At 44.3% G+C, this 26,061-nt stretch carries 17 protein-coding genes; 7 read left to right on the forward strand and 10 right to left on the reverse strand.

The genetic code is table 11. The features are described from left to right. The first annotated feature begins 49 nt into the window (after positions 1-49). Complete coding sequence (locus PLE7327_RS07665; RefSeq protein ID WP_015143284.1) at positions 50-1,537, forward strand: TldD/PmbA family protein; 1,488 nt, start codon at positions 50-52, stop codon at positions 1,535-1,537. A 242-nt stretch (positions 1,538-1,779) separates the two neighbouring features. Further along, positions 1,780-2,115: a hypothetical protein gene (locus PLE7327_RS07670; protein ID WP_015143285.1), complete on the forward strand. Its 336-nt coding sequence runs from the start codon at positions 1,780-1,782 to the stop codon at positions 2,113-2,115. A 130-nt stretch (positions 2,116-2,245) separates the two neighbouring features. Here the strand turns inward: PLE7327_RS07670 and PLE7327_RS07675 are convergent, their stop codons facing one another. From PLE7327_RS07675 to PLE7327_RS07700, 6 genes are all read right to left on the reverse strand, one after another. Next, a complete protein-coding gene (locus PLE7327_RS07675; protein ID WP_015143286.1) occupies positions 2,246-4,816 on the reverse strand; it encodes a DUF3536 domain-containing protein in 2,571 nt (856 codons plus the stop codon). A gap of 600 nt (positions 4,817-5,416) precedes the next feature. After that, positions 5,417-6,862 (reverse strand): SagB family peptide dehydrogenase, encoded by a 1,446-nt coding sequence (locus tag PLE7327_RS07680; protein ID WP_015143287.1) that lies wholly within the window; start codon positions 6,860-6,862, stop codon positions 5,417-5,419. Between the two features lie 60 nt (positions 6,863-6,922). Beyond that, positions 6,923-8,074, reverse strand: a complete 1,152-nt coding sequence (locus PLE7327_RS07685; RefSeq protein WP_015143288.1) for an amidohydrolase family protein — start codon at positions 8,072-8,074, stop codon at positions 6,923-6,925. Between the two features lie 111 nt (positions 8,075-8,185). After that, on the reverse strand, positions 8,186-10,468 hold the full coding sequence (locus tag PLE7327_RS07690) for a TOMM precursor leader peptide-binding protein (protein WP_015143289.1): 2,283 nt from the start codon (positions 10,466-10,468) through the stop codon (positions 8,186-8,188). Positions 10,469-10,602: 134 nt separating this feature from the next. Further along, entirely contained in the window at positions 10,603-11,640 is a 1,038-nt protein-coding gene (locus PLE7327_RS07695; RefSeq protein WP_015143290.1) for a trypsin-like serine protease, read from the reverse strand. A 127-nt stretch (positions 11,641-11,767) separates the two neighbouring features. Further along, on the reverse strand, positions 11,768-12,091 hold the full coding sequence (locus PLE7327_RS07700; RefSeq protein ID WP_015143291.1) for a nitrile hydratase subunit alpha: 324 nt from the start codon (positions 12,089-12,091) through the stop codon (positions 11,768-11,770). 718 nt (positions 12,092-12,809) lie between these two features. Here PLE7327_RS07700 and PLE7327_RS07710 point away from each other — a divergent pair. From PLE7327_RS07710 to PLE7327_RS07720, 3 genes are all read left to right on the forward strand, one after another. Next, complete coding sequence (locus PLE7327_RS07710; protein WP_015143292.1) at positions 12,810-17,999, forward strand: ATP-binding sensor histidine kinase; 5,190 nt, start codon at positions 12,810-12,812, stop codon at positions 17,997-17,999. A 265-nt stretch (positions 18,000-18,264) separates the two neighbouring features. Continuing rightward, positions 18,265-19,359 carry a response regulator gene (locus tag PLE7327_RS07715; protein WP_015143293.1) on the forward strand — a complete coding sequence of 365 codons (1,095 nt, stop codon included), beginning with the start codon at positions 18,265-18,267 and terminating at the stop codon, positions 19,357-19,359. Positions 19,360-19,796: 437 nt separating this feature from the next. Beyond that, the gene (locus PLE7327_RS07720; RefSeq protein ID WP_015143294.1) at positions 19,797-21,371 is read left to right on the forward strand and encodes a metallophosphoesterase; all 1,575 of its coding nucleotides are present in this window, start codon (positions 19,797-19,799) and stop codon (positions 21,369-21,371) included. A gap of 2 nt (positions 21,372-21,373) precedes the next feature. Here the strand turns inward: PLE7327_RS07720 and PLE7327_RS07725 are convergent, their stop codons facing one another. From PLE7327_RS07725 to PLE7327_RS07735, 3 genes are all read right to left on the reverse strand, one after another. Next, the gene (locus PLE7327_RS07725) at positions 21,374-22,309 is read right to left on the reverse strand and encodes a ribose-phosphate pyrophosphokinase (protein WP_015143295.1); all 936 of its coding nucleotides are present in this window, start codon (positions 22,307-22,309) and stop codon (positions 21,374-21,376) included. Positions 22,310-22,425: 116 nt separating this feature from the next. Beyond that, entirely contained in the window at positions 22,426-22,767 is a 342-nt protein-coding gene (locus PLE7327_RS07730) for a hypothetical protein (RefSeq protein ID WP_015143296.1), read from the reverse strand. A 663-nt stretch (positions 22,768-23,430) separates the two neighbouring features. After that, complete coding sequence (locus PLE7327_RS07735) at positions 23,431-24,066, reverse strand: phosphoribosylanthranilate isomerase (RefSeq protein ID WP_015143298.1); 636 nt, start codon at positions 24,064-24,066, stop codon at positions 23,431-23,433. A gap of 141 nt (positions 24,067-24,207) precedes the next feature. On the opposite strand from PLE7327_RS07735, the gene psaK reads away from it, so the two are divergent. Continuing rightward, on the forward strand, positions 24,208-24,483 hold the full coding sequence (gene psaK / locus PLE7327_RS07740; RefSeq protein WP_015143299.1) for a photosystem I reaction center subunit PsaK: 276 nt from the start codon (positions 24,208-24,210) through the stop codon (positions 24,481-24,483). A gap of 211 nt (positions 24,484-24,694) precedes the next feature. Beyond that, positions 24,695-25,216 carry an FHA domain-containing protein gene (locus tag PLE7327_RS07745; RefSeq protein WP_015143300.1) on the forward strand — a complete coding sequence of 174 codons (522 nt, stop codon included), beginning with the start codon at positions 24,695-24,697 and terminating at the stop codon, positions 25,214-25,216. Here PLE7327_RS07745 and PLE7327_RS07750 read toward each other — a convergent pair. Beyond that, a complete protein-coding gene (locus PLE7327_RS07750) occupies positions 25,104-25,982 on the reverse strand; it encodes a TlyA family RNA methyltransferase (RefSeq protein ID WP_015143301.1) in 879 nt (292 codons plus the stop codon). The two genes, PLE7327_RS07745 and PLE7327_RS07750, sit on opposite strands and share 113 nt — an antisense overlap. Between the last annotated feature and the right edge of the window lie 79 nt (positions 25,983-26,061).

A 26,061-nucleotide genomic window follows, 5' to 3' on the forward strand; every position in this document is an offset into this window, starting at 1 on the left:
AATTGAGAATTAGACCGATCTTGTTGTCTATTTCTTTGATTATCGTTTCATGGTACAAGCTCCCGCACAGATTACTCCCACCGAATTAGCGACTCTGGCGATCGAACTGATTCGTCAAGCTGGTTGCGAATACGGCGATATACGTCTTTGCACCTATCGCAATCAACGCTTTAGCGCACGCGATCGCTCTCTGAGCAATCTCTGCGATAACGTCAGTTCTGGTTTTGGCGTGCGAGTCCTTCTCAACGGTGCTTGGGGTTTTGCCGCCAGTCACCGCAAAACGCCAGAAGAAATCGCTCGCATCGTTGCCCAAGCAGTAGAAATTGCTAAAGGGAGTCATCTAACCCAACAAGAACCCGTTCGCTTAGTTCCAGTAGAAGCGTACCGCGATCGCTACATCACTCCCATCGAAATCGATCCCTTTGACGTTCCGATTTCTCAAAAAGCAGAACTTCTGCTCGATCTTACAGGGCGCTTGCTCGGCTATCAAGAAAAAGGCATCAAAAAAGCCTACTCCTTTCTTAATTTCACCCGCGAAGAGAAAACCTTTGCCTCCACAGAAGGATCGCTGATCGAGCAAACCATCTATCGCAGCTATGCGGGATTTGGTTGTATGGCGATCGCCAATGGAGACGCACAAAGCCGCACCTACGAGCGATCGCCCTTAAATCTCGGTTACGAACATATTAACCCTTCAGATTTGTTGGCGAATGTAGACCGCGTGGCAGAAGAAGCGATCGAAAAAGTCCACGCACCGGATGGTCCGTCCAACACTAGAACTGACTTAATTCTCAAACCCACTAACCTATGGCTGACCATTCATGAATCCGTCGGACATCCCACCGAATTAGATCGGGTATATGGCTATGAAGCGAACTTTGCCGGAACCAGCTTTGCTACTACCGATAAAATGGGCAAGCTGCAATACGGCGCGCCTTGGATTAATTTTGTCGCCGATCGCACCCAAGCAGGCGGACGCGGTACTATGGGTTACGATGACGAAGGCGTGAAAGCACAAAAATGGCACGTCGTCAAAGATGGTATTTTAGTCGATTATCTTACCGACCGGGAAACTGCCCATCGGTTAGGTCGCGGTAGCAGCAATGGTAGTGCCTACGCCGACAGTTGGTCGAGCGTTCCGATGGTGCGCATTCCCAATTTAGGATTAGAACCAGGAGAAGATGGCGACAGTCATACGGCAACTTTAGAAGAGATGATTGCCGATACTAAAGAGGGGATTTTAATCGACGGAATTGGTAGTTTTTCCATCGATCAGCAGCGACGCAATTTTCAATTTGGTGGCGATGCTTTCTGGAAAATTGAAAATGGTAAAGTGGTAGGGATGTTAAAGAATGTCACCTATCATTCGATGACAACGGATTTTTGGAATAGCGTCGATGCGATTGGTACTGTTTCTGAAAGAGTGCAATGTGGCACGAATCTGTGCGGTAAAGGCGAACCGATGCAGGTTGCTCAGATGACTCATGCTTGCGTTCCCGTGCGAGTTAAGAATATTCAGATTGGGAGAAATTCTTAAGCATTTTTATAGCAGGGGACGGAGGCACTTTGTGCCGGATGCCTTTTCGCTCCCCTTCTGTTTGAAATGGGTTTTTAGCAATTAATCATTTTAATGTCAAGCCAATCTCAATTTGATTTTGATAGATTAAGAAAATATTTAAATATTAATTAATTTTTGCTATGAAGGTTAGCATTTAATCTAAAATTAAAAGTCTGTCTATCAAGATTGGGTAAGAAAGAGCTTAAAATTTGAGGTTAAACATGACAGAATTTCATGATTTTCTTAGACATAAGTATGCCTACGTTGCGATTGGCGAATTCAAACCGGGCTGCTTTTCAGAAGCACAAAAGCTCTACGAAGAGGCAGTGTCTATGTATACCCATGGTTTTAAAGGAGCTTTTCTCCTACAAAAACCAGGAACCGATGAAGGAATTGCCGTCATCATGTGGGAAAAAATAGAGGATATGGAATCTAACCAAAGTGAGACTTATAATCAGATTTTAAAGAAAATGAATCCCTTATTTGCTAAACCTCCGATTACGGATTTTTATGAGGTATGCAGTGAAATTGATGGAGGAAAAAAGTCTAAATCATAGGTTGATTGGTCATTGGTATAAAGGACAACCGCATTCTGGAACAAATGAACGCGATCGCAAGTGAATGGAGCAATTACTCATGCAACCTCATGCAACTTATCTAATTTCAGCATAGAGACCCACAGTAAGATTACAACCAAGGACTGACATCTATGCCTAACTCTTGACCCAATCCCAACAGAGGACAAAGTTGAGAGGCAGTCCAACGACAGGCGGCTTCTTGGGATCGTTCATTTTGAAAATAATTGGGTACGATCTGCTCGTACAAGTAGTGGTAGTAGAGTTCTTGTGCTCGATCCAAAGATAAACCGACGCGCAGTTGCTTTCCTACCTCAATTGTTCGGACTAACCGTTGGATATCGGCTTCTAGCGTAGTGGGATCGCTTTCGTGCAACAGTTGCCACAAATAACGAAGGATCAGTTGTTCTAGCGTTTTCTTCGCTTCTGGGATCTTAAGCTGGCAGCGCAAGCCTTCGGCTTCTGTTGCGATCGCGACTAATTCTGCTAAGTAATTGAGTATTGCTTGGGGATCGTCGGCAGCCCGTTCGAGTTCCGTTACTGTTGTCGAACAACGGTGAGAGAGGGCGATTTCTGCCGCCATTTGCAACTCGACGGGAACGGGTAGTTCATCGCGCTGGAAAGCGACCAGAATGTTGTAATTATCGCGATAAACCTGAGTGTAAACGCGATCGAGATGCTTTTTGGTATTTTCCGCCAACTGTTGCATAATCCGATGCCGTTCTTCGACAAACAGATGTTGCAAGCTAAAGGAGCGATCGTCAAACAATTCGCTCATGGCTAAGACGATCTGAGCAGCGCTGGCTTGTTTTAGCGTCTCGAATAACTGCTCTTTGAGTTGGGTGTAGGCAAGCCGCCCCGAAAATGGTTGGATGCAACAGTGAAAATCCCATCCCCCCAGGTGCAAAACGGCGAAGACAAAGTGACCTTCTTCCCAAGTCATCTCCGAGACGAGGCGTACCTGTCCTACTGCCAGCGTCAGCGCCCCCATGTATTGTTTGTGGTAATCTAGCTGCTGGGCATCGTAGCAGTAGATCCGCTGTTGCTCTTGATAATTGGTAAACAAAGAGCTAATGGCGTAATGGGCTGCGACTTGTTTAGTGCTAATTTGCGCCGACACGACTAACTGGCGATAAACTTCTGCCCCATCTCGATAACGATCCAAGTTAGAGGGAGCTAACGCTAAACGACGAACAAATTCTTCTTCTAGGCGAACTCCTGCAATCTCGCCAGCTAATTCTAGGGCGCGGGCAGCATAGCGGAGAATCTGCACGCCTTCGGGACGGGACAGTTCCTCAAAAAACCAACCGCAACTGGTGTACATTAGCAAGGCATGGCGCTGCATTTCCAGCAGGCGCAATGCGTCTGTTTTTTCAGCCGATGCAAGTTGATGATTTTGATGGCGGCTGAGAAACTGCTCGACCTTATCGGTAGAACGGTCGAGGATGACTTGAATATATTCATCTCTTGCCAGCCAGGGATCTTTAAAAAACTTGCGTCCCGTCTCTTCGTAAACCTTAACTAGCTCGTCTCGCAGCCAATCGAGAGCATCGCGCAGGGGTCGCCGCCATTGCTGGTGCCATTCGCCACCCCCGCCGCAGCCGCAGTCGTCTTGCCAGCGATCGACCCCGTGGGAGCAACTCCAAGCGGTGACGGGTTTGAGGACGACTTCCCAAGTGGGAGGAGTGAGACTGAGGTAATGGGCAAAGTTGGTCACTGTCCAGTCTCGTCTGAGAAACTCGACCGCACAAGCATAGGCAATGCATTTTTCCGTGCCTTTTTTGTGATGTCCGAAGGTTTCTCCATCGGTGGCAACGCTGATGAGTTGAGACTGGCGGCGATCGCCTTTAACCGCTTGTCCGATGCGTGCGGCAAAACAGTCAGAACTTTGCAGCACGTCGTCGAATCCCATGTCGCCGGAAATGGGTCCGTCGTAGAAGAAAATATCGATGTAGCGTCCGTCGTCGATGAAACAGCGATAGGGACGAGTGGGATCGATTTGCCCGCCGCCAACTTCGTGCCATTCGGGTTCGGGATCGTCTTCGGTAGAGAAGGGGCGACAGCGTTCGGCTTGAGTGGGAGCGAGGACGATAAAGCGAATTCCCTCATCGATGAGGGCTGTTAGGGTGGCATAATCGACGGCGGTTTCGGCAAGCCACATGCCTTCGGGATCGCGTCCGAATCGCTTGCGGAAGTCTTCTTTGCCCCAGCGAATTTGGGTATATTTATCGCGTCGATTGGCTAGCGGCAGAATGATGTGATTGTATACTTGCGCGATCGCGTTTCCATGACCGTTAAGGCGATCGCAGCTTTTGCGATCGCCTTCGATGATGCGTTGGTAGACTTCGATGTCATAATTTTCTAACCAAGACATTAAAGTCGGTCCGATATTGAAGCTCAAATACTCGAAATTATTGACAATCCCTACCACTTCGCCGCGATCGTTAACTACTCTGGCAAAGGCATTGGGGCGATAGCATTCGTGGTGAATTCGTTCGTTCCAGTCGTGAAAGGGATAGGCACTCGGTTGCCGCTCGATCGCGTTTAAATAGGGATTTTCGCGAGGAGGTTGATAGAAATGACCGTGGACGGTTACGTAAACCCCTGTCGCTGTTTTGAGAGGATCGAGTTTGCGATCGCATAACTCTATAGAGTCAGCTGAATTATTAGCGATAAAAGTCATAGGAATTCTCTATGCAAAGCGTTTTTTCAATAGGTTATTAACTGTTTCAAGCTCTACTCAATAGCGGATTGCAACTATTTCCTAGCCAGTAAACTATTGAATTTAAACTTATAGCTTAAAAGCTTAAATTAATTGGAAATTTTGTTTTATTAAACCTATTTTCGCCTACGATATCGCATTCTCTTTATTAATTTAACAATAGGTTAATCTTTCTCTAATTTACAATCCATAAAAAATATTTCGATCGAGAAAATTCCCTACGATCGCAGTGTAATCCCATTCCTAAAAAAGAACGTTAAAGATGCTCAATGAAAAAGCCTTATACCCAGAGCTGCTGACTAATTGCGAACTGATAATTGCCAATTTCGAATTGGTAGAAGATGTTTCGCTTCGCTAGCGCTACGCTCAACATGACGAAGTGCTTTTCAGACTCCGCTGTCTCGCGGCGGAGTACCTTGCACATTCTATACTTTTGGGACTTTTGGGACAACCTGTAAGTAGTGCGACCAACAGGAGTCGCTTTTCGGGATGGATGCCCTCCGGGCACGCTGAGAGCCTCCGGCTCCGCTACGCAAAAGCAAACGCACTACTTATGACTAATTAAACGGATTTGATATTACCCAAAATAAATTCTCCTACTGAGGATTCAGAATAGTAATCTATTCCTGTCGCCATTGCAAATAGATCGGAATTGCTTTGTCCCAGGGCACAAGGCGCAAGATCCATTACTGTTGCCACTAAATACATGGTTTGATACAAAACCCCCACATGCTTTAAGATTAGGCTATAGGCAATAGATTCATAAGCCCAACTCACTCTAGCGAATCGAGCAGTAAGAATAATTAATATTTGTGGCAAACACGATTCGCCAGTTGCTTGGCTAGCATTTTTTAAAAGTGCTTCTATATAGCCGTTTCTGGCGGCGATTTTCGCCAATTGATGATTTTGAGGACAATAATGATAGAGTCCAGAAGGAATACTTTCACAAGTATTGACAACAATATACAGTTCTAACTCGTAACAAGCTCCCCCAGACGGATAAGGGCGAGCGCTGCATTCTATATATTCTTTTTGTCCGATCGCTTTGATTCTCGCGCAACGATAAAGAAATTCGCCTAACTGTGTCGCGGAAATTGGCTTATCTCCATGAATTCTAACAGATTTTCTTTGTTCTAAAACTTGTGTCAAGGGAACATCTGCTTCTAGAAGTTTTTGCAGATCGGGTTTATATAGCTCGATAATTTCATTAGCTTTTTGAGTTTTAACAGCACTCAGCGGTTGAATTTTACCCAAAAAGCGATAAGTTTTGCCGACGGGATTGGAATGTCTGCCACTGCGACTCCTAGAATGAAATAAGAGATCGTGAAATTCCCATTGGACTAAAGTTTCATTTTCTTCTTCTAAAATCTTTCCATTTTCGTCAATTTCAGAAAGCATTTTGCCACTCAAGAGAAGGCTTAAAAACATTTGTGCCGTATCTACCGATATACCAGGAATTTCTGTTAAGGCACGACAATCTTGGGGTTGGGCAAGTAGATTCACCATCGCCGCACTGCGCCAGTCTCTGAAAACGACTTTGGCATGGGATAAAGGGGATTCTATGACAAATTGCTCGTGATTTTGATGACAATAGACAAAACGAGACAGCACATATTTTCTATCTGGCGCTGCCTTAGAAAACTCAAACTGGTAGGGCGTTGCAATGGGAATGAGGGTAGCAAGAGAAAAATCACCGGCGCGAATGGTATGACAAATCCAGCCAAGAGTAATAAATTGTTGGAGATAGTAATAAAACTGCGGTAGAGCAGAATTCCCATCAGTGATTAAAATTGGATGGCAGAGTTCTTCCTCAGTGACTTCTTCCGTAGCAAGAATAGCGATCGCCGCTTTAATTCCAATCGGAAGATGTTTGAGATCGACAGTAACAGTGGGCGATCGCAAGACAAATTCATCGCCCGCTCGTTCGTCTAAAAAGATATCTTTTTTAAAAGAAAGTATCAAATTGGGTATTGGTTCGTGGTTCGTGGTTAATTGGTCATTGGTCATTGGTCATTGGTTATTAGTACAAAAGACAAGCGACAAGTGACAAAGGACAAATGACAAACATTAACCCAGTCCATAAAAACGCATGGGATTATCCCACAAAATTTTTTGTACGGTTCTCTTAGATAGTCTTTCTTCGAGATCGATAACTTCTTCTAGTGCCTCCGGATCGTGGTCGATATGGGGAAAATCAGAACCGAAAAGTAAATTGTCGTCGCCGATATATTTAATAATTTCTGGTAGATAAGGCTCGTCCGGCTCGATCGAGACAAAGCACTGACGGCGGAAGTACTCCGAAGGTTTCATCTTCACGTTATCTTTCACCTCCCAAGCGAGGTGCTTATACTCGGCTTCGTCTAGCCGCCATAACCAGTAAGGCAACCAGCCGCAACCCGCCTCAAGCAATGCGACTCTAAGATTGGGGTGACGTTCTAAAACTCCTCCTTCAACTAAAGCCAAAAACGCCATCATTTGTTCCATCGGATGAGAACAGGCGTGCATGGCAAAACGGCTATTAAATCGATCTGCTCCTGTAGTCGGCAACCGACTATGGCTACCCTCATGAATACTCACGGCTATTCCCAGGCGCTCGCACTCAGTCCAAAATGGTTCGTAAGCCGGATCGCTGAGAAGTCGTCCTTTGACTGGATTCGGGCGCAAAAATACGGCTTTCCAGCCAAAATCTGCAATTCGTCGCAACTCTGGAACCATTTCATCGGGATCGTGCAGATTAATTGCCCCTACACCCCTAAACAATAGCGAATCGTAGCTACAAAAATCTCGCAGCCAATTGTTATAGGCGCGAACGAGCGCTCCAGCAAGTTGTGCGTCCATTGTATCGATCGCGAACATCCATAAGCCAGTCGTCGGATAGAGAAAAGAAATATCGATGCCCATCCGTTTCATCGCCTGAGCATGAGCTTCTGGATGGCAACCAAGGGCGCTAGAACCCTGCTTGGCGTACTCTTGGATGATGAGCTTGACTCCCTCAGTCCAGACCGCATCAGATATCTTGTGATAAATTCTCTCGCCTTCGACTTTTAAATTCTTGAGCGGCGGAGAAAAGATATCGAGATTAATAACCCCTTCCGTGTTTGAAGATACCTCTTGATAAGGAGCGCGACTCTTAAATTCCGGTTCGAGATACTCTTCCCAGATTTCGATGGGTTCTGTCACATGACCGTCTGAATCAATAATTTGATAACCTTTTAACATTGATTTTGGATGAAAGGATTTTAGATTTTCGATTTTAGCGCTGCTCCCACGCTTCGCTTGCATAGGGCGCGGCGATTTTAGCTTTTGGATTGGGGTTGAATCCCTTCCAAATTAAAGAAAAATCGGAATAGGATTTAATTGCTCCTCCTGCAATGGCTTTGACAACTTGCCCAACTTCACCGGAACTTCATAAAGCCGTCCTGGAGCCAATCTTTTCCAAAAGTGCCGCATTTGGGGAACAACTACCTTGACGACGTTTAAACCGATGTCGGGGCGAGTTTGATCGAGGACTAACACTTCCATCCCATGCTGGGCAGCAATATCCACGCAAGCCATCACATCGACGAGCAAATCGTCATTCTCCCATCGAGAATAGTCGGCATAGGTTTTTGGAGCAATGTTTTCATCTGGCAATAGATAAGGCTGATTTTGTACGGTAGCCGTCTGCCACCAGTCCATTGCTAAAGGATCGGGGAGGGTATATTGAGTGCTGCCATCGGGGGCAACGGATAAAACAGCGGGAAGCACCTGATTGAGTTCTGTGAGGGCGCGCGTTATGCCGATAATGGGGTCGAAATGAGCGCCAAATCCATAGATAATATCTTCTACATCGCGATCGGCTTTGCTGCTGCCCGGAGGGCAATCGCATCTTCGCGAGATAGCTGCGAATACGGGGATATTGAGATCGCTGGTGAGATCGAGTACCCACAGTTCGCGGTTGAGATTGCGATGATAGTCTTTGAGCGCTTGAAAGTAAGGTTGGTCGAAACTGTCTAAATCTACAGCGGGTTGCCTGAGGCGGTTATACCACCACAAGGCTACACCATCTCGCTCGACCAACTCCATAAATCCTTGCAGGATCGCTTCTTCTTTAGTATTTCCTGCCGCAGTGCCGTTAGAGTCAGCCCAGCAATAGGGACTGTCGGGTTTGGGATAGCCATAATAGCAATAAGCCGTCGGCAGATATTTAAATTCTTTGTGGGTTAAAGACCAAATCGGTGTCCATTCAATCTCTCTGTCTTCGTCGAAGGGATCGGGGACTCTTTGAAAAAAGCTGGGACAAATGTTATTCCATTCTCGACGGGTTTGATACTGGCGATCGCTAAAATTCATACAATGATTGGGGTGAATGGCAGCCTCTCCCATTGTCTTGTAGGTGCCTTTGCGTCGAATTTCGTCGCCCTGATAAATGCCAGAATATCGTTCGAGTGCTTCGCAAAGCGCGCTGGCTTTTGCCTGAATGTCGGTTTTTCCTTTGCCGCCGCTTTTCCCCCGCAAATTTTCCCTCAGGAAGAATAAATTATCGAACATGGTGGCAAAGTTGTGTCCTGCCGCATAAATCGGCGTTAAACTGTTGGTAAACTGAGATGCCCGTTTGAGTCCTCTAACAGCTCCCGCGATCGGGCTGATGTGATGCTCGTATTTTTTGATGGTTGTTTCTGGCGTAACGCAGCGATGTCCGCCATCAGTGGTAAAGGTTTTCTTGCGGCTTTCTAAGATAACGGGTAAAGGTTCCCTGTCGATCTTCGAGTATTCGAGATCTCCGCAGACAGGACATTGAGGACGCTTGATTAAAGCGTGATGTTGGATTTGTAGAGATAGAGTGTCAAAAGTAATGAGATTGCCTTCTAAGGCTTTATTTTCTCCTTGGGCAATCCATTTAGCGACTTCAGTCGCTGCTAAATTGAGTCCTGTTTGTAGCGTAGAAGGTAGCTTGGCAAAAGATGTCGGCAAAGGAGTGGAGATGCCTTTTTGTTTCTGGATAAATGTTTCCACGGGGCGGTTTGCTCGCAGGCGTTGCGCTAGACATTCCCAGCAACCTGTTTTGTCGGGATTAAAGATCGGCCCGATCCAAATTCTAGTGCCTGCTGGCTTAACGAGCATCCACGGACGTTGAGATTGGATTGCTTTTTGGTTAAATACTTCTAACTCGACTTGCAGATAGTCGTCAACGATTACGATATCTAAGTCTCCTTCCTTCTCTACTTGGATGTCCATCGCTGTGAGGGCACAGATAAGCGATTGCGCTGGGAGAGTGCTAAAGGAAGTGACGGAGACTTTAGTTGTTTGCCATCGGTTTGCGGTTTTAGGAGAATCGCAGTTTAAAAGCTCCCAGAATGCTACGATATCTAATGATAAAGGCTCGTTACCTTCTACTAAGTAGCCTTTTTGCTCCATCAGCATGAGTGCGTAGTAAATTTCGGCAGCAGGGGCTTGTTCTCTTAAAAGGTTAACGATATCGTCAATGGAATTGCGTCCATTAATTAAAGGCGCTAAGAGTTCGTATAGACGACCCGTAAGGGTAAAATACTCTGATTCGGAGAGCAGAAATACGCCGACAGATTCTACGGTTTCGACGTGAAAACAACTTTTAAATTTGGGTTGGTTAAGCATCTTTATCTTTGGTAAATGGATTTTTTTATCTCATGCAAAGGCGAGGACACGCGTGCGGAACCTGCGTCCGCGCTTCAAGCGTCCGTCGCAAAGGCACAAAGAAGAGCAATAAGTAAGAAAGAATAGAACCGCGATTAATCATGGCGATATTTGTTTCGTTTTAAGAGAAAGCCTGCACTGACGATCGCTAGTCCTGTAAGCGGGCTAGGTTCTGGGATAGAAACTGAGTTGTTGTTTTGGAGAACGCTATCTATCCACCGAGCATAAAAAGAGACGCGGGTATCGACTGAAAATTCACCGAAACTTGAGTCTGTCCGTGTTGGCGTGAGATCTGTGGATAACAAGCGATCGCTATAGTTAGCACCAAAACCGTAGGAAGTAATGCCAGCAATTAGCCCATCAATAAAATTTGGACTGCCAGAATCGCCCAGTGCCGAATTGACTTCTTTTAACCCCAGTCCTAAATTGGCATATTGGGATCCGAAAACAACCCCAAAAGCATCATTTTCGGGACGACCATTGTCAAAATCATATGCCAGCGTGCCCGGAAGTATGGGAAAGTCCGGAATTAAGCCGTTTAAAAGTTCTCCCGACGCATCGTAAGTATTTTTACCTAAACGCTTTTGATAGTCAAAGTCTGCAAGCGAAAGCCCCGCACCGCGATCGCCCGTCCCAAATGCCCCATACCCTACTAAATTAAAGACTTTCCCGATTTCGTTGTTGTCTCGATAGATATCGTATCGAGTCAGTTGCTGCGGGGCTTTGGTTATTAACTCGATAATGGCAATATCGTTGGCGACAATGGAATGCTCGTATTCTGGATGGATAAAAAATTGGGCAGCCGAAAGCTTAATCTCGCCAAAGTCTAACACGAAGTCCTGGGGCTTAAATTCAAAAACGCAGTGACCAGCAGTGAGAAGATGCAACCCTGTTTTTAACAGGGATCCCGCACAAGAATGACGATTGCTTTCTTGCCCTGCTAATCTGGCAACGCCATTAAAAACCGACGTTATGTAATCGTCTGGATGGCTTACTGTCGCTATCCGCCGTTGTACTGGGCTGGTTTTTAAATTAAGATTGGCAGCCGCTGCCTGAGAACCACTCCCTAGACACGTAAGTAGCCCCAGAAACGCGATCGCGCAGCGTACCGGAGGCATTCTCGCATCTGTCATATTCCGTCGAGCGTTTAAGTTATCTATTGGGTGATGGATAAATAAATGAGGATGGGTTAGGCGTATGTAGCGTAACCCATCTTCTAGTTAGGAAACTTTTGAAATTTGATGTAAAAAAATCAATATCTTAGCAGCAGCTACGGCAAGCAGATGCTACGTCCACTCCGCCTAAACTCCAAGCGCTAATCTGTTCGTCGCTTAAATCGCTAGGTTTGGGGGGCAGATTGATTTGGTAGATGGTCATGCCGTCAGCTCCTTGAAGAACTGGAGCATTGGTCGAATCTTGATTGACAACGATTTTTACAAAATCTTCAATGAAAACTCCCGCTTCGCGAAGAATTTCAGTTGGTTCGCTGATGAAACGCTTGCGAAATTCATCGTCCATCCATGCTTTGGCAACAAGTTTGGACACAGTGACTTCTAAAGATTTTAAATTTTTCGTTAAGTTCATTATCGATCCTCACTGATATTTGTGTAGAATGCGTCCTAATTTACATAGCATTTTTAAGATTGGTCGAGCGTAATATTACTGAAATTGAAAGTTCAATTTCTTGAAAAAATACCGAACAACTTTAATGAGTTCTGGAAAATTCTACGTAATTTCACGGAGAATTCAGCTCTCGATCGCTTGTTGCATTTTAAGATTTATGAAATTATTCAATTTAGTCAGAAGCTTGAAACTCATATCTGATAAGTCCTAATTCATTATTATAGGTATTTTTAACTAAAAAGTATACAAATCAAATTATTCAATAATTAGATAATCTATTTTTATCACTCTAAACTTCTATCTTAGTTTGTTTTTAAGTATATTTGCGAGTGCGATTGAGTTAAAAGCATATTTAACTTGCATAAAATAAAAATATTGCTGATAGAAGGCAATCGCGCTGGGGCAATCGCACTTTTAACATCTTTAACCATAAATGACTCTGTCTTTCTGCAACAGCTTAGAGCCAATCCCGTTACTAACTCGATTGCGATTGTTCTACTAACGGCTAAAGCAGTTTGCAATCGCAGGAGCAATCGAGAAACCTTTCTTCCCTCACGATCTTCCTCGTCAGATTGTTAATTTTCTGGACTGGAATTGGGCATATTTAAGTACGCTATCCTTTAGCGTCAGATGCATCGATTTACACGTAGGTTATTGACTCGCTGGAGGAAAAAGAACCATGTTAGTTCAGTCAGGATACCAAATTAAAGATAAAATTTCCGCTGGTATTAGTACAGATATTTATCGAGGATACGACGAGCAAACGCGAAAGCCAGTTATTATTAAAGCCATTAACACCGAGTACCCAACTTTCCAAGCAATTGCGCGCTTGCGATATGAGTATGAAATTATTCGCAATTTGGATTGTCAGGGCATTGTCAAACCTTACCGCCTAGAGAAGTATCGCAATGGGTTGGCTCTGATCTTAGAAGATTTTGGCGGTCAATCTCTCAAGCAAGTGCTTGCCTCTCAATCTATTTCTCTAAAAGAATGTCTGCGAATCGCGATCTCGATCGTAGAAACTCTGGGCAAACTACACGAGATCCCAATCCTTCACAAAGATATCAACCCTTCCAATATCATTATTAATCGCGCAACAGGCGAGGTCAAAATAACTGACTTCAGCATTGCTTCGCGCCTGTCTCATGAAAATCCAACCATTTGCCATCCTAACCTACTTGAAGGAACTCCTGCCTATATTTCACCAGAACAAACTGGGAGAATGAACCGCTCGATTGACTACCGCACCGATTTCTATTCCTTAGGCGTTACGCTCTATGAAATGCTAACGGGTAGATTGCCCTTCGAGTCTACCGATCTCATGGAGTTAGTTCACTGCCATCTGGCTAAATTTCCCGTCCCCCCCCATCAGCTTAACCGAGAGATTCCGGAAGCGGTTTCGTCGATTGTCATGAAACTTTTGGCTAAAAAAGCTGAAGAAAGATACCAAAGCGCTACTGGACTCAAAGCCGACTTAGAGACTTGTACCTATCAGCTACAGACAACTGGAATCATTAACAACTTTCCCCTGGGACAGCGTGACAGAGGGAGTCAACTACAAATTCCGCAGAAACTTTACGGGCGTGAAAACGAGGTACAAACCCTATTGGATGCCTTCGAGCGAGTGCGTCAAGGGACAGTCGAGCTAGTGCTAGTTTCAGGTTATTCGGGGATTGGAAAAACCTCAGTCATTAATGAAGTACAAAAACCGATTGTCGAAACGCGAGGGTATTTTATTGCTGGCAAGTTCGATCAACTGAAGCGCAATAGTCCTTATGCTGCTCTAATTCAGGCTTTTAGAGATTTAATTCGTCAGTTGTTGACAGAAAGCACCGATGTGCTGGCGATTTGGAAAGAGAAGCTGTTGCATGCCCTCGAAACCAACGCTCAGATCCTTATCGATCTCATTCCTGAAATCGAACTGATTATCGGCAGTCAGCCTAAAGTTGCCTCGCTACCGCCTTTTGAGGCACAAAATCGATTTAATCGGGTGTTTCAAAAATTTCTCGGCGTTTTTACACAACCCGAACATCCTTTGGTTTTATTTCTCGACGATTTACAGTGGGCAGATCTAGCCTCTCTTGAATTATTGCAAACTTTGATGACAAATAGCGATCGCCAATATCTATTAACGATTGCAGCCTATCGCGATAACGAAGTCAGTCCGACTCATCCCTCGATTCAAATCTTTGAGAAAATTCTCAAAGCTGGCGTTGCTGTCAACCATATTGTTATTAAGCCTCTGGAAAAGGAACATGTTAATCAGTTAGTGGCAGAAACTCTTAACGATTCCGTAGAAACAACCGATTTCGCGTTTTTACTGTTCAATAAAACCCAAGGCAATCCGTTTTTCATCGCGCAACTCCTCAAAACCCTGCACTCCGAAAAATTACTGACTTACAACCTTGATAAGGATAGATGGCAGTGGGACATCGAGAAGATTCAAGCGGTTGGCATCGCTGATTATCATGTAGTCGAACTTATTGCTAGAAATATCGGCAAGCTTTCAGAAACGACACAGCAGGTTCTCAAGTTAGCGGCTTGTTTTGGTAACCAATTTAACCTCAAAATGTTGGCAATTGTTAATGAAGAATCGGCTAAAGTTATAGCAGAAAAGCTATGGGAAGCTATCCAAACCGGGTTAATTTTACCTACTAGCAAAGCATGCCAAATTTTTTTGGCGTGCGAACAAGAGGAACTCGCGATCGCAAACGATCTTAACGTCAATTACAAATTTTTACACGATCGCGTCCAGCAAGCAGCCTACTCTCTATTTTCCGAATTTGAGAAAAAAATAACCCATCTCAAAATCGGTCAATTTTTGCTAAAAAATACAACTTTTCAAGAGAGAAAAGAAAACATTTTTGCTGTGGTTAATCAACTCAATTACAGCATCGATTTACTTACCGATCGCTCAGAAAAAGACGAGCTAGCTAAACTCAATTTAATCGCAGGTCAGCAAGCCAAGGCTACGACAGCTTATGAAGCGGCTCTTAATTATTTAAATTTAAGTTTGCAACTTCTAGCAATCGATAGCTGGAGTTACAATTATGACTTTACGTTGGAGCTTTACCTTGAAACAATAGAAGTCGAATATCTCAACAGTAATTTTGAGCGCTCTAATGTTTTAGCTGAAATAGCTCTTCAACAAGTTACAACCTTGCTTGAAAAGATTAAAATTTATGAGTTACAAATTTATGCTTGTATCGCTCAAAATAGAATGCAAACAGCACTCGATATTGGATTGCAAGTTTTAGAAAAGCTTGATATTCAACTAGAGAAAGAATCGCCTCAAATTGATGCGATCGAGGAGCTGGCATTTCTGCCAGAAATGAGCGATCCTTATAAACTATCTGCTTCTAAAGTTTTAATAGCTCTTGCCGATCCGGCTTACGTTGCTCGTCCCGATCTTCTGCCGTCGCTTATCTTTACTCAGATCGCTCTTTATTTCCGATATGGAAATCCGCCTCAAGCTGCTTACACTTATGTTTATTACGGTCTATTATTATGTAGTTCTCTTTCCGATATCGAGGCTGGATATCGATTTGGTCAACTCGCTTTAAAATTGTTAGAAGAATCTAATAATCAAGCGCTTAAAGCCAAGGTATTCAATGAGTTTTATGGTTTTATAAAACATTGGAAAGAACCTCTTAGAGAAACAATAGAACCTTTAGAGAAGACTTTTCAGACTGGAATCGAAATTGGGGATTTACTCTTTGCCGGATATGCAGGTTTAATTTATTGTACTAATCTATTTTTTCTCGGAGAATATCTAGAAAATATCGAACAAAAGCAGGAAATTTATCTTAAACAGTTACAGAAACTAAACCTAAAATATCATGTTTATTATGGTAATATTGGTAGGCAGCTAACCTTAAACTTAATGGGTAAATCCGAAGATCGTTCACAGTTGATTGGCGAAGCATTTAATGAATCAGAAATGCTACCAATTTTAAAAGAAACAAATAATCAAACCTCTCTGTTTTATGTATATTTATGCAAATTGATTTTGCTTTATCTATTTAAACAATCCGATTTAGCTATTGTAAAGGCTAGGGAAGCAGAAAAATACGAGCAAGCTGTGTCTGGTTTGTTAACGGTTGCTCAATACTATTTTTATTATTCTCTCGCTCTCTTGGCTCAATATTCTCATGCCAACGAGCGAGAACAAAACGAGTTGTTGAAACAGGTAGCGACCAACCAAGAAAAAATGAAGCATTGGGCGCATCATGCTCCATCTAATTTCAAGAATAAGTATGAGTTGGTAGAAGCAGAAAAGGCGCGAGTATTGGGTCAAACTGGGGAAGCTATGGAGTTTTACGATCGCGCCATTTCAGGAGCAAAAGAACAAGGATTTATCCATGAAGAAGCCATAGCAAACGAACTAGCTGCCGAGTTTTACCTATCGATTAGCAAAGAGAAAATTGCTCGGACTTATCTAACAGATGCTTACTACAGATATACTCACTGGGGCGCTTTAGCAAAAGTAAAAGATTTGGAATCTAGATATCCTCAATTTTTGTCTCAAACTTCTACTCACAAAACAACTACTACTCAAGCGAATTCGATAATAAGTCCGACAGTAACGCTAAGTGTAGAAACATTAGACTTATATAGCGCGATCAAAGCCTCCCAAACCATCTCGCAAGAAATTATTTTAGATAAGCTGCTAGAGAAATTGATGAAAATTATTCTAGAAAATGCTGGGGCACAAATTGGGGTTTTCATCTTATCTAAAGAAGGCAAATTAATCCTAGAAGTGGCTAGTTCGGAAATTAGAGGTGGCGTAACGATGCGAGCGGTTATTCCAGTTGAAAAATGTCAAAAGCTGCCATTATCAATCATTAATTATGTAGCTAGAACCAAAGAAACTTTTATTTTAAAAAAATCTGTCAATGATTCTATCTTTGTTAGCGATCCCTACATTCAACAGCATCAACCTAAGTCGATTTTATGTTTCCCGATTTGCACTCAAGGTAAACTCATTGGCATCGTTTACTTGGAAAATAATCTCACTCCTGATGCTTTTACAAGCGATCGCATAGAAATTCTAAAACTTTTAAGTCCTCAAATGGCAATTTCTTTAGAAAATGCCATGCTTTACCGCAATTTACAGCAATCTCAAGCCAGAGAACGAGCCGCACAGCAAATGCGAAAGGTTCTAGAAAAAGAAAAGGAACTTAACGAACTTAAATCTCGCTTTGTTTCTATGACTTCCCACGAGTTTCGCACGCCGCTAGCTACTATTATGGGCTATGTCGAACTCTTCAAATACTACAGCCATAACTGGAGCGAAGAGAAAAAACAGGACTATCTCGATCGGATTCAATCCGCTGTCCGACACATGACGAATTTACTCGATGATGTGTTGCTATTCAATAAAGCAGAAGCTAAAAAATTGGAATTGAATCCTTCGCTACTGAATCTCCAACAATTCTGTCACACTTTGGCTGAAGAAATCCAGCTAGGAGTTAAAACCCAACAAACAATTGCCTTTTCTTGTCAGGGTAATTGTACTGAAGCTTACATGGATGAAAAACTGCTCGGACACATCCTTGGCAATTTGCTTTCAAATGCCATTAAGTATTCCCCAGCAGACAGCACCGTGGAGTTTAGGTTAACCTGTCAGGAAGGCGAAGCGACTTTCCAGATTCAAGATCGAGGAATCGGCATTCCTGAAGAAGACCTACCACGACTGTTTGAGCCTTTCCATCGCGCTAAAAATGCTAGTAAAATCTCAGGGACTGGACTGGGACTGGCAATTGTCAAAAAATCTGTAGATTTGCATGGCGGAAAAATTGCCGTTAACAGCAAAGTCGGCACAGGAACAACGTTTACAGTCACTATTCCACTCACCCAGAAAAACTAGAATTAGTCATTTTTGAAGTCGCAAGTCGGAATTCGGAATTCGGAAGTAAAAACAAAGGACTTTCAACACTCGACAAATGACATCGGACAAGTGACCAATGACAAAGGACAAATGACCTGAAACTAAAAACTCTAAAACTCTCGGTTAGTTAAATTGCATAAAATTTTTTCAAACTAGAGCTAGAAATTGTTATTTCCGAGAAATTTTAGGGAACTTTATTTTTAGCTGGCTCTATGTACAAGTTTTGTTGAGGAAGACGACTGCTATGACCAAAATTTTAGTTATTGAAGACGACAATGAGCTTCGCAATATTATTAGTGAAGTCCTCTGTGCCGAGAATTTTAGTGTCATTGAGGCAGAAGATGGCAATATCGGCGTGCAATTAGCGCAAGAAGAGCTTCCCGATCTGATTATTTGCGATATTATGCTTCCATCGCTCGATGGTTACGGCGTACTGTACGAAATTCGTTCTATCCCATCTCTCCAGATGGTTCCTTTCATTTTCTTGACGGCTAAATCTACCAAAACTGACTTGCGCTTGGGAATGGAATTGGGAGCAGATGATTATTTAACCAAACCATTTACTAGAGACGAATTACTAGGAGCCATCACAACGCGCTTGGCAAAGCAAGTAGCGATTGAACGAGAGTCTCAAAAAAAACTGGACGACCTACGCGATCGTATCACCTACGCGCTCCCCCACGAGTTTCGGACGCCTCTCAATTCTATTCTTAATAACTCCAAATTACTCTTAGAAAACTACCGCGATACAGAGCCAGAAGAAGCTTTGGCAATGTTAAAAGATATCCATCATTCCGGTCAACTTTTATATCGACTCGTTCAAAACTTTTTGCTATATGGACAACTCATACAACTAGGAAAAGATCCCGAACGAGTCAGAAAATTGAGCAATGCCAATGAAAAAAGTTTTTCTAAAAAAATCATCGAACAAATTGCTCTCCAAAAGGCTATAGAATTCAATCGAGAAGAAGATTTGCAATTAGATTTACAAGAGGCAGTAATTCCCATCTCCGAACGAAAGCTTGGGAAAATTGTCGAAGAAATCATTGATAACGCCTTTAAATTCTCAAGCGCGGGAACTCCAGTTCAAATTCGTAGTTTTTTGCAGGACAATAATTTCCAACTATTTATTATCGATTTTGGACGAGGCATGACAACAGAGCAAATTGCTAATCTGGGAGCTTATATGCAATTTGAACGGAAGATTTATGCCCAACAAGGTTCTGGTTTAGGATTGACGATTGCTAAACTAATGATTGAATTATATGGCGGAGAATTAAAAATTGAAAGTATCCCAGATAAACAAACAATCGTTCATGTTATTTGTCCAGCAAATTAAGGGAAAAGCAATTGCACTTTTAGTCACGAGCGATCTAGGCATCCGCTAATAGGTTATCTTAAAAGTAGAAAATGTGCAAGGTACTTCGCCGCGAGACAGCGGAGCCTGAAAAGCACTTCGTCATGTTGAGCGTAGCGATCGCGAAGCAAAACATCTACCAATTCGCAATTAGCGATTATCAGTTCACAATTGGGAAATAGAGATAGATTCTAGCTAGAAATTCAATGTTTTTATATTTTAATGGCGAATTGCGAATTATCAATTAGTCAGCAGTTCTGAACGATATAATCTCCCGTTTCTTGTCCGTCAGAGTAGGATGATTATGTAGCCCAGCTACGGTCTGAGATCGGAATTAGCGCTGACACGCGAATCAATTTAGCAAGCTACTGTAAGTGTAAGCGCAACTCGATCGCTCCCATAGCAAGAGCCGTTCGTCAATGCCATTCGTATCAGATCCGCCAATTGCCGTCAAAATTCAAAAGATGAAACAGCGACTGCGGTGGGATGACCCCGCGATCGTACAAAGAGAGATCGATCGCACTCGATTTGTTCTAGATGACGGTAGCAGCGATGGCCCGGAGTTTTCTTTCCTCGTCATCGGCGATACGGGAACGGGAATCCAAACTCATAACGCACAACGGCAGGTTGCCCAGCACATGCTACCCCACTTGGATTCTTGTCGCTTCGTACTACATACAGGCGATGTGGTTTACTTAGTAGGCTCTAGCGAATTTTATCGAGATAACTTCATCAATCCCTACAAAGAACTTTTAGTCGGCGGCGATCGACCCGAAAAAATTGCCTACGATCGCATGGTTTTTAAAGTCCCAATGTTTCTCGTGCCTGGCAATCATGATTACTACGATTTGCCTTTTCTAGAGGGATTATTTGCGGGATTGACTTTACCCCTGCGTCGTCGGCTAGTCAAGTTCAAATTGGATTTCGATGTCGGATGGCACGGTTCGTATCAAGGTAAGGCATACGCTCAGGCATTTTTAGATTGTTGGGATCGCTTTGAATCTAGAGACAATCTCGTTCGGCATCTAGAGCAACACTATACTGTCAAAACCGATACGGGTTGGTGCTTGCGCTATCAACCGGGACAATTTACTCGCTTGCCCAATCGTTATTACACCTTTCGTTACGGTGGTATTGACTTTTTTGCCCTTGACTCGAATACCTTCAACGCGCCTCAGCCAATTTCCAAGACAAGCGAAGGATTGACCCATCGTCGTTCTCTAGAAGAATTGCGATCGCACTTTGAGAGGGAAAAACAAGAACTAATGCAAGCTGCCGAGCGCTTGAACCCCGATCTCCCCGACGATGCCGAACAGCTCGACGACATGCGAGCTAAAATCGAACAAATCGACGAAGTCATCCTCGATATTGACAAACAGCTAGAGGCGCGGGAAACGCAAGCGATCGATTCAGAACAACTCGATTGGCTGCAACAGCGATTAATCGATTCTTGGAATAAGGCTGACGTGAGAGGCCGAGTCCTCTTTTTCCATCACCCCCCTTATGTCACTGAAGCTACTAAATGGAATCTGGCACAAACCCTAGAAATTCGCCATCACTTGCGACGAGTCTTCGATAATGTTGCGGCTGCACTCGGTTCCCTCAGAGGCGATCGCCCGCTTGTCGATCTGATTCTCAACGGTCACGCACACTGCCTCGAATACATCCGCACCCTCGATACCGGACGCGCCGACTCTCATCTAAACTGTATCGTCTGCGGAGGTAGCGGCTATAGTTTGCGCCGCCAGCGTCAAGAGGGATCGGATTTAATGGAAACCTTTTGGGAGGAAGGAGACAGAAGGGCTCGACTAGTAGCGCGATCGCAGCTATTTGTCGGACGGAGTGGACAAGGTTCCAAAAAGCGTCGTCCTTACTCATTCTTGCGCATCGATGTACGGGAAGGAACGCCACCCCAATTCGTCGTCAGAGTGTTTATTAGCGAACGATTTCAGCATCAATGGTACGAGAGCGAGCTACAGCCATTTACGATTTAACCTCAGTTCGGGTCGCAGTTCGCCTCGCGACCCATCATTGTCTGAATTGCTTCGGCAATACAAGGGGCAATTGAGACAACTTGCAATTTTGGAAAATCTTGTTGCCTTACTGAGACGGTATCGGTGACGAAAATCTCGTGCAGCTCCTCGCGATCTAGTTTTGTCAGCGCATCCTTAACGAACAGCCCGTGAGTCGCAGCAACGCTAATTCTGGGCTTTGCTCCTGCTGCTAGGAGTGCCTCTATACTGGTGGCGATAGTTCCTCCCGTCGTTATCATGTCGTCTACAATCAGGCAGGTTTTGTCTCGCACGTCGCCGACAACATGAGTGACAGTTGTTTCGATATCGCTTTGGCGCTGTTTGTGCAAAACGGCGACCGTCGTGCCGAGTCGCTGGGCAAATTCAATCGCCATGGGAATTCGCCCGCTATCTGGCGAGACGACGACGGTTTCTGAAGGGGTGCGATCGCGCAATGCTTGGTAGAGAGTTGGCGTTGCACTCAAGCTATCGACGGGAATCCTAAAGAAGCCCTCAATCTGCGCTGCGTGCAAGTCAACCGTAATTAGGCGATCGATGCCCGCAGTTTGCATTAACTCTGCGACGAGACTTGCCATAATCGCTTGGCGTTCTCCATGACGTTTATCGCTACGCGCATAGCCAAAGTAAGGAACGATGGCGGTAATGCGATCGGCAGCAGCGCGTCGGCAAGCATCGGCGAAGGCTAATAGTTCCAAAAGATTCTCATCGACTGGTGGCGAGGTGGGCTGGACGATAAAAACTTCTTGCCCGCGCACCGAGCGATCGAGTTGTACCGAAACCTCGCTGTCGGGGAAGCGCCTGATTGTGCAGTTTCCCAAGGGAACGCCGAGTTGACGGGCGATCGCTATGGCTAAATCTCGATTGGCAGTGCCACTAAAAAGGGTGAAGTCAGCTATCATCTTTTCTGCCCCTATTGGGCAACTAATAATTTGTCAACTTGAAAATGAGGGGTAGACAATAACATGGTCGATCGTCCCCATTTTCTCTAGGGTTACAATATCAATCGCTCTCCAGACTAAGGTATGGTATTCAACTGCCTCTCAATGCGTTGTAGGCGAATCTCATTATTGTTTACCCTACCATTGATACGAGTCAGGATTCCCGGCGGGAAAAACTGAAATAACAGCCAGTTTGCCGCAACTGCCAAGATCGCTATCACGACCAACAGACTAAAGATTCCTCGATAGGTTACGCGCTTTTTCTCATGCTGTAATCGTTCTGCCAAGCGCGTAAGTTGTTCGCTCTGGTCGCGGTTAATTTGGAGCAAGTCGTTTAAGTCTCGCCGCAGCTCGGATTGTTCCTGTTCTTGACTCGATCGGGTATTGAACGGCTGCTCTGTTGTATTTTTGCTGGTCATATTCTATCCCTCCATACTGCTTTCGCTATGGGAGCATGTCGGCTCGGCTCGATCGCATATCATCTCTATTGAAAGCAACTCTACCTACAGTGGAGATTATGTTACTCGAAGAACTTTGGCTGCTTGTCGATAAAGCTCTTAGCCTACAACTAACGATTTCCTACTATTTCCTATCTACAAGCTCTAAGTTTGATACGATGGCTTTAATTCTATGTTATTAACTTCAACCATTGATTAGAGCAGTTTTTAATATCCCGTTACGAGTTGTTTAAACCCAGATTTTGCAGCAGTTGCATCAACCGCCGGGGAATAAATTAAGCGCTCAGAACTTGCACCTTTGGCATCAACGCCTAGAACTTTAGTTCTAGGCTCAAAGCGCAACTCGATTAAAATCGACTGAAATTCCTATCGGAGCTTCTTTACAGGTTGTCTAAAAAGTATAGAAGGTCATGTTGAGCGCAGCGATCGCGAAGCGAAACATCATAGTATACAAGATCTCAGTTAAAATCGACTCGAACGTTTATGCAGTCGGATGAAGACGACTTTAAATATGAGGTAGCAATAGAACATTGCTGACTTTTGAGAATTTCTATGAATTATCTGAGTTACTTACCGAGCGGATTGCCGCAGCAGCCAGCTGGAATAGAGATTTTTGCCAGTATCCTAACAGGGAAAGACTTTCAACTTTTGAAACAATCGCTCTACTCTTGCTAAGTCTTTGTCGCCAGCCGATCGCTCGACTCCACTGGATAAGTCGATTCCGCTGGGATTTAATAGTTTGAGCGCATCGAGGACATTATCGGGATTCAGTCCTCCAGCGAGCAACCAAGGACGAGGAGGGCGGAATTGAGCCAAAGTCTCCCAGTCTAAGGTTTCGCCAGTTCCTCCCAATAGCTGAGGATGGTAAGCATCGAGCAGAAGCGTATCGACGCGATCGCAATATGCATCTATTTCAGATAGCGATTGAGAGGTTCTGATTCTAAAGGCTTTGATAACTTCGATGCCAGGAAGCGATTGGCGCAGTTGTCGGCAAAATTCTGGGGATTCATCGCCGTGTAATTGTACGCCTGTTAATCCCGTTGATGCCACGATTTGACCGATTTTCTCCCCGCTGGCATTGACGAACACGCCGATGCGATCGACCCTGGAAGGAAGTTGTGCGACGATCGCCCGAATTTGAGCTGGCGCGACATGCCGAGGGGATTGGCGAACGCAAATAAATCCCAATGCCGTCGCTCCCAAGTTTGCGATCGCCCGACCTTGTTCTGGTTGTGTAATTCCGCAAATTTTAACCCGCATGAAACCTCAACAGGATAAATAATAAAGAACTAGGAACTATTGGCTATGTTAAGTATTCAAACAAAATGACCTTTCGATCGAGGAGATTCCTATAATGCCTCTTGTTCATCAAAGTTTACTGCGATAGGAGTCTTACTCTTTATGATTTCAACTTTAATTATGGCGGCTCAAACCAACGTTCCTTCAACAAGCGAATGGAATTTATCCGTAGCGATAGTTATGATTTTTTGCAATCTATTGGCGATCGTCATCGGCTACTTTGCTATCCAAAATACAGGAGCGGGACCCGATCTGCCAATTCCTCAGCTTGCCTCTCGCAAAAGCTTTGGTCTACCGGAACTTTTGGCAACGACCAGCTTCGGTCATATTCTCGGCGCGGGGATGATCTTGGGACTGTCCAATGCGGGTATTCTCTAAGATAGAAAGGTAGATTTTTAGAGGCGCGACAGAGCGCGTCTCTATTAAGATTAGAAAAATACCAAAAGTTTATTTTGCATTTATATAACATCGTTTTTAATAAAGTAAAAGAAGCAATCTATAGCTTTCCACTGGTAAGCAGCAATTATCATAGGTTATGTTGGGGTAACTGAAAATAGAAGCTCAGCCAACTCAAAGCGTACCATCAGCCTTGCTAGCGCGAGCAGTAACCCTATCGATCGAAGATGGAACATCGGTGATTACTCTGACTCTACTACATCCCGGCAAAAACGTACCCATGCAAAACTGGACGTTTGACACTCAATCAGTCATTCGGATCGGGCGTTCGATGGATAATGACGTGGTGCTTTACAGTGCCGTCGTTTCTCGTCGCCACCTCGAAATTAAGCGCAATGGAATTCGATGGGAAATAGTAAACCTTGGTGCTAATGGAACCTACATTAACGGAAAACCGATTACTACGGTTCAGGCTGAGGATGGCATGATTATTCGCCTAGCGAGTTCTGGTCCGCAAATCCAGATTCGGCTTAACTCCGAGCGAGTCGAACCCAAACTCAACACGGATCGCACTCAACAGATGCCAACCAAAGAGGCAATCTCTAACGATGCCAAGAAAACCTCGAAAGAGATCGCGGTCTCTTATGTTGAGCCTGACAATTATAAGGCTCTCGATCGAGAGGCGCGATCGCATCTTCGGCAACTTTCTGAATAGCTTGTAAGTCGGGCGATCGCGTCTCTCCCTCCATGCTCAACCACAGCAAATATTCGATATTTCCCTCCGGCCCAGTTATGGGCGATGGAGTCAAGCCTCGATATCGCCACCCCAGATTTTGAGCAGCTTGTAGCACCTGGTAGATTGCCTCGGCTCGATCTTTGGCATTGCGAACCACCCCTTTTTTCCCGACTCTCTCTCGTCCGACTTCAAATTGGGGTTTGACCAATAATATGACTTCCCGTGGCGGGACGAGAAGATTCCAAAGCGGTTCGAGTACTTTAGTGAGGGAGATAAAGGATAAATCCATTACTCCTAAGTCCGCAGGCGGTTCGTCTCCGTATAAGTCCTCATAAGTCAGGTAACGAAAATTCGTTCTTTCTTTTAAGACCACTCGCTCGTCCTGACGCAAACTCCAGGCAACTTGTCCGTAACCAACATCAACGCCATAAACTCGCTTCGCTCCCGCTTGGAGCAAGCAATCGGTAAAGCCCCCCGTAGAAATTCCTCCATCGAGGCAAATTCGCCCTTCTACGGGGATTTGGAAGACTTTTAGGGCACTTTCGAGCTTTTGACCGCCGCGAGAGACGTACTTGGGTTTCTGTTGAACTTGAATGTCGGCCGAGTCATCGACTTCCGTTCCTGGTTTGTCGATGACTCGTTCGTTGACCTTGACTTCTCCGGCACGAATCAGTCGCTGTGCCTGCTGGCGAGAATCACAAAGGTTGAGGTTTACTAGAAGTGTATCGAGTCTTTGTTTAACCAAAATAGTTCAAAGTTCAAAGTGCAAAGTTCAAAATTAATTCCCAAACGATTTTATCCCCAGATCCTTCACTTAGTTGGCG

Origin of the sequence: Pleurocapsa sp. PCC 7327, from assembly GCF_000317025.1 — a bacterium.
In the GTDB taxonomy this organism is placed as follows: domain Bacteria; phylum Cyanobacteriota; class Cyanobacteriia; order Cyanobacteriales; family Microcystaceae; genus Hydrococcus.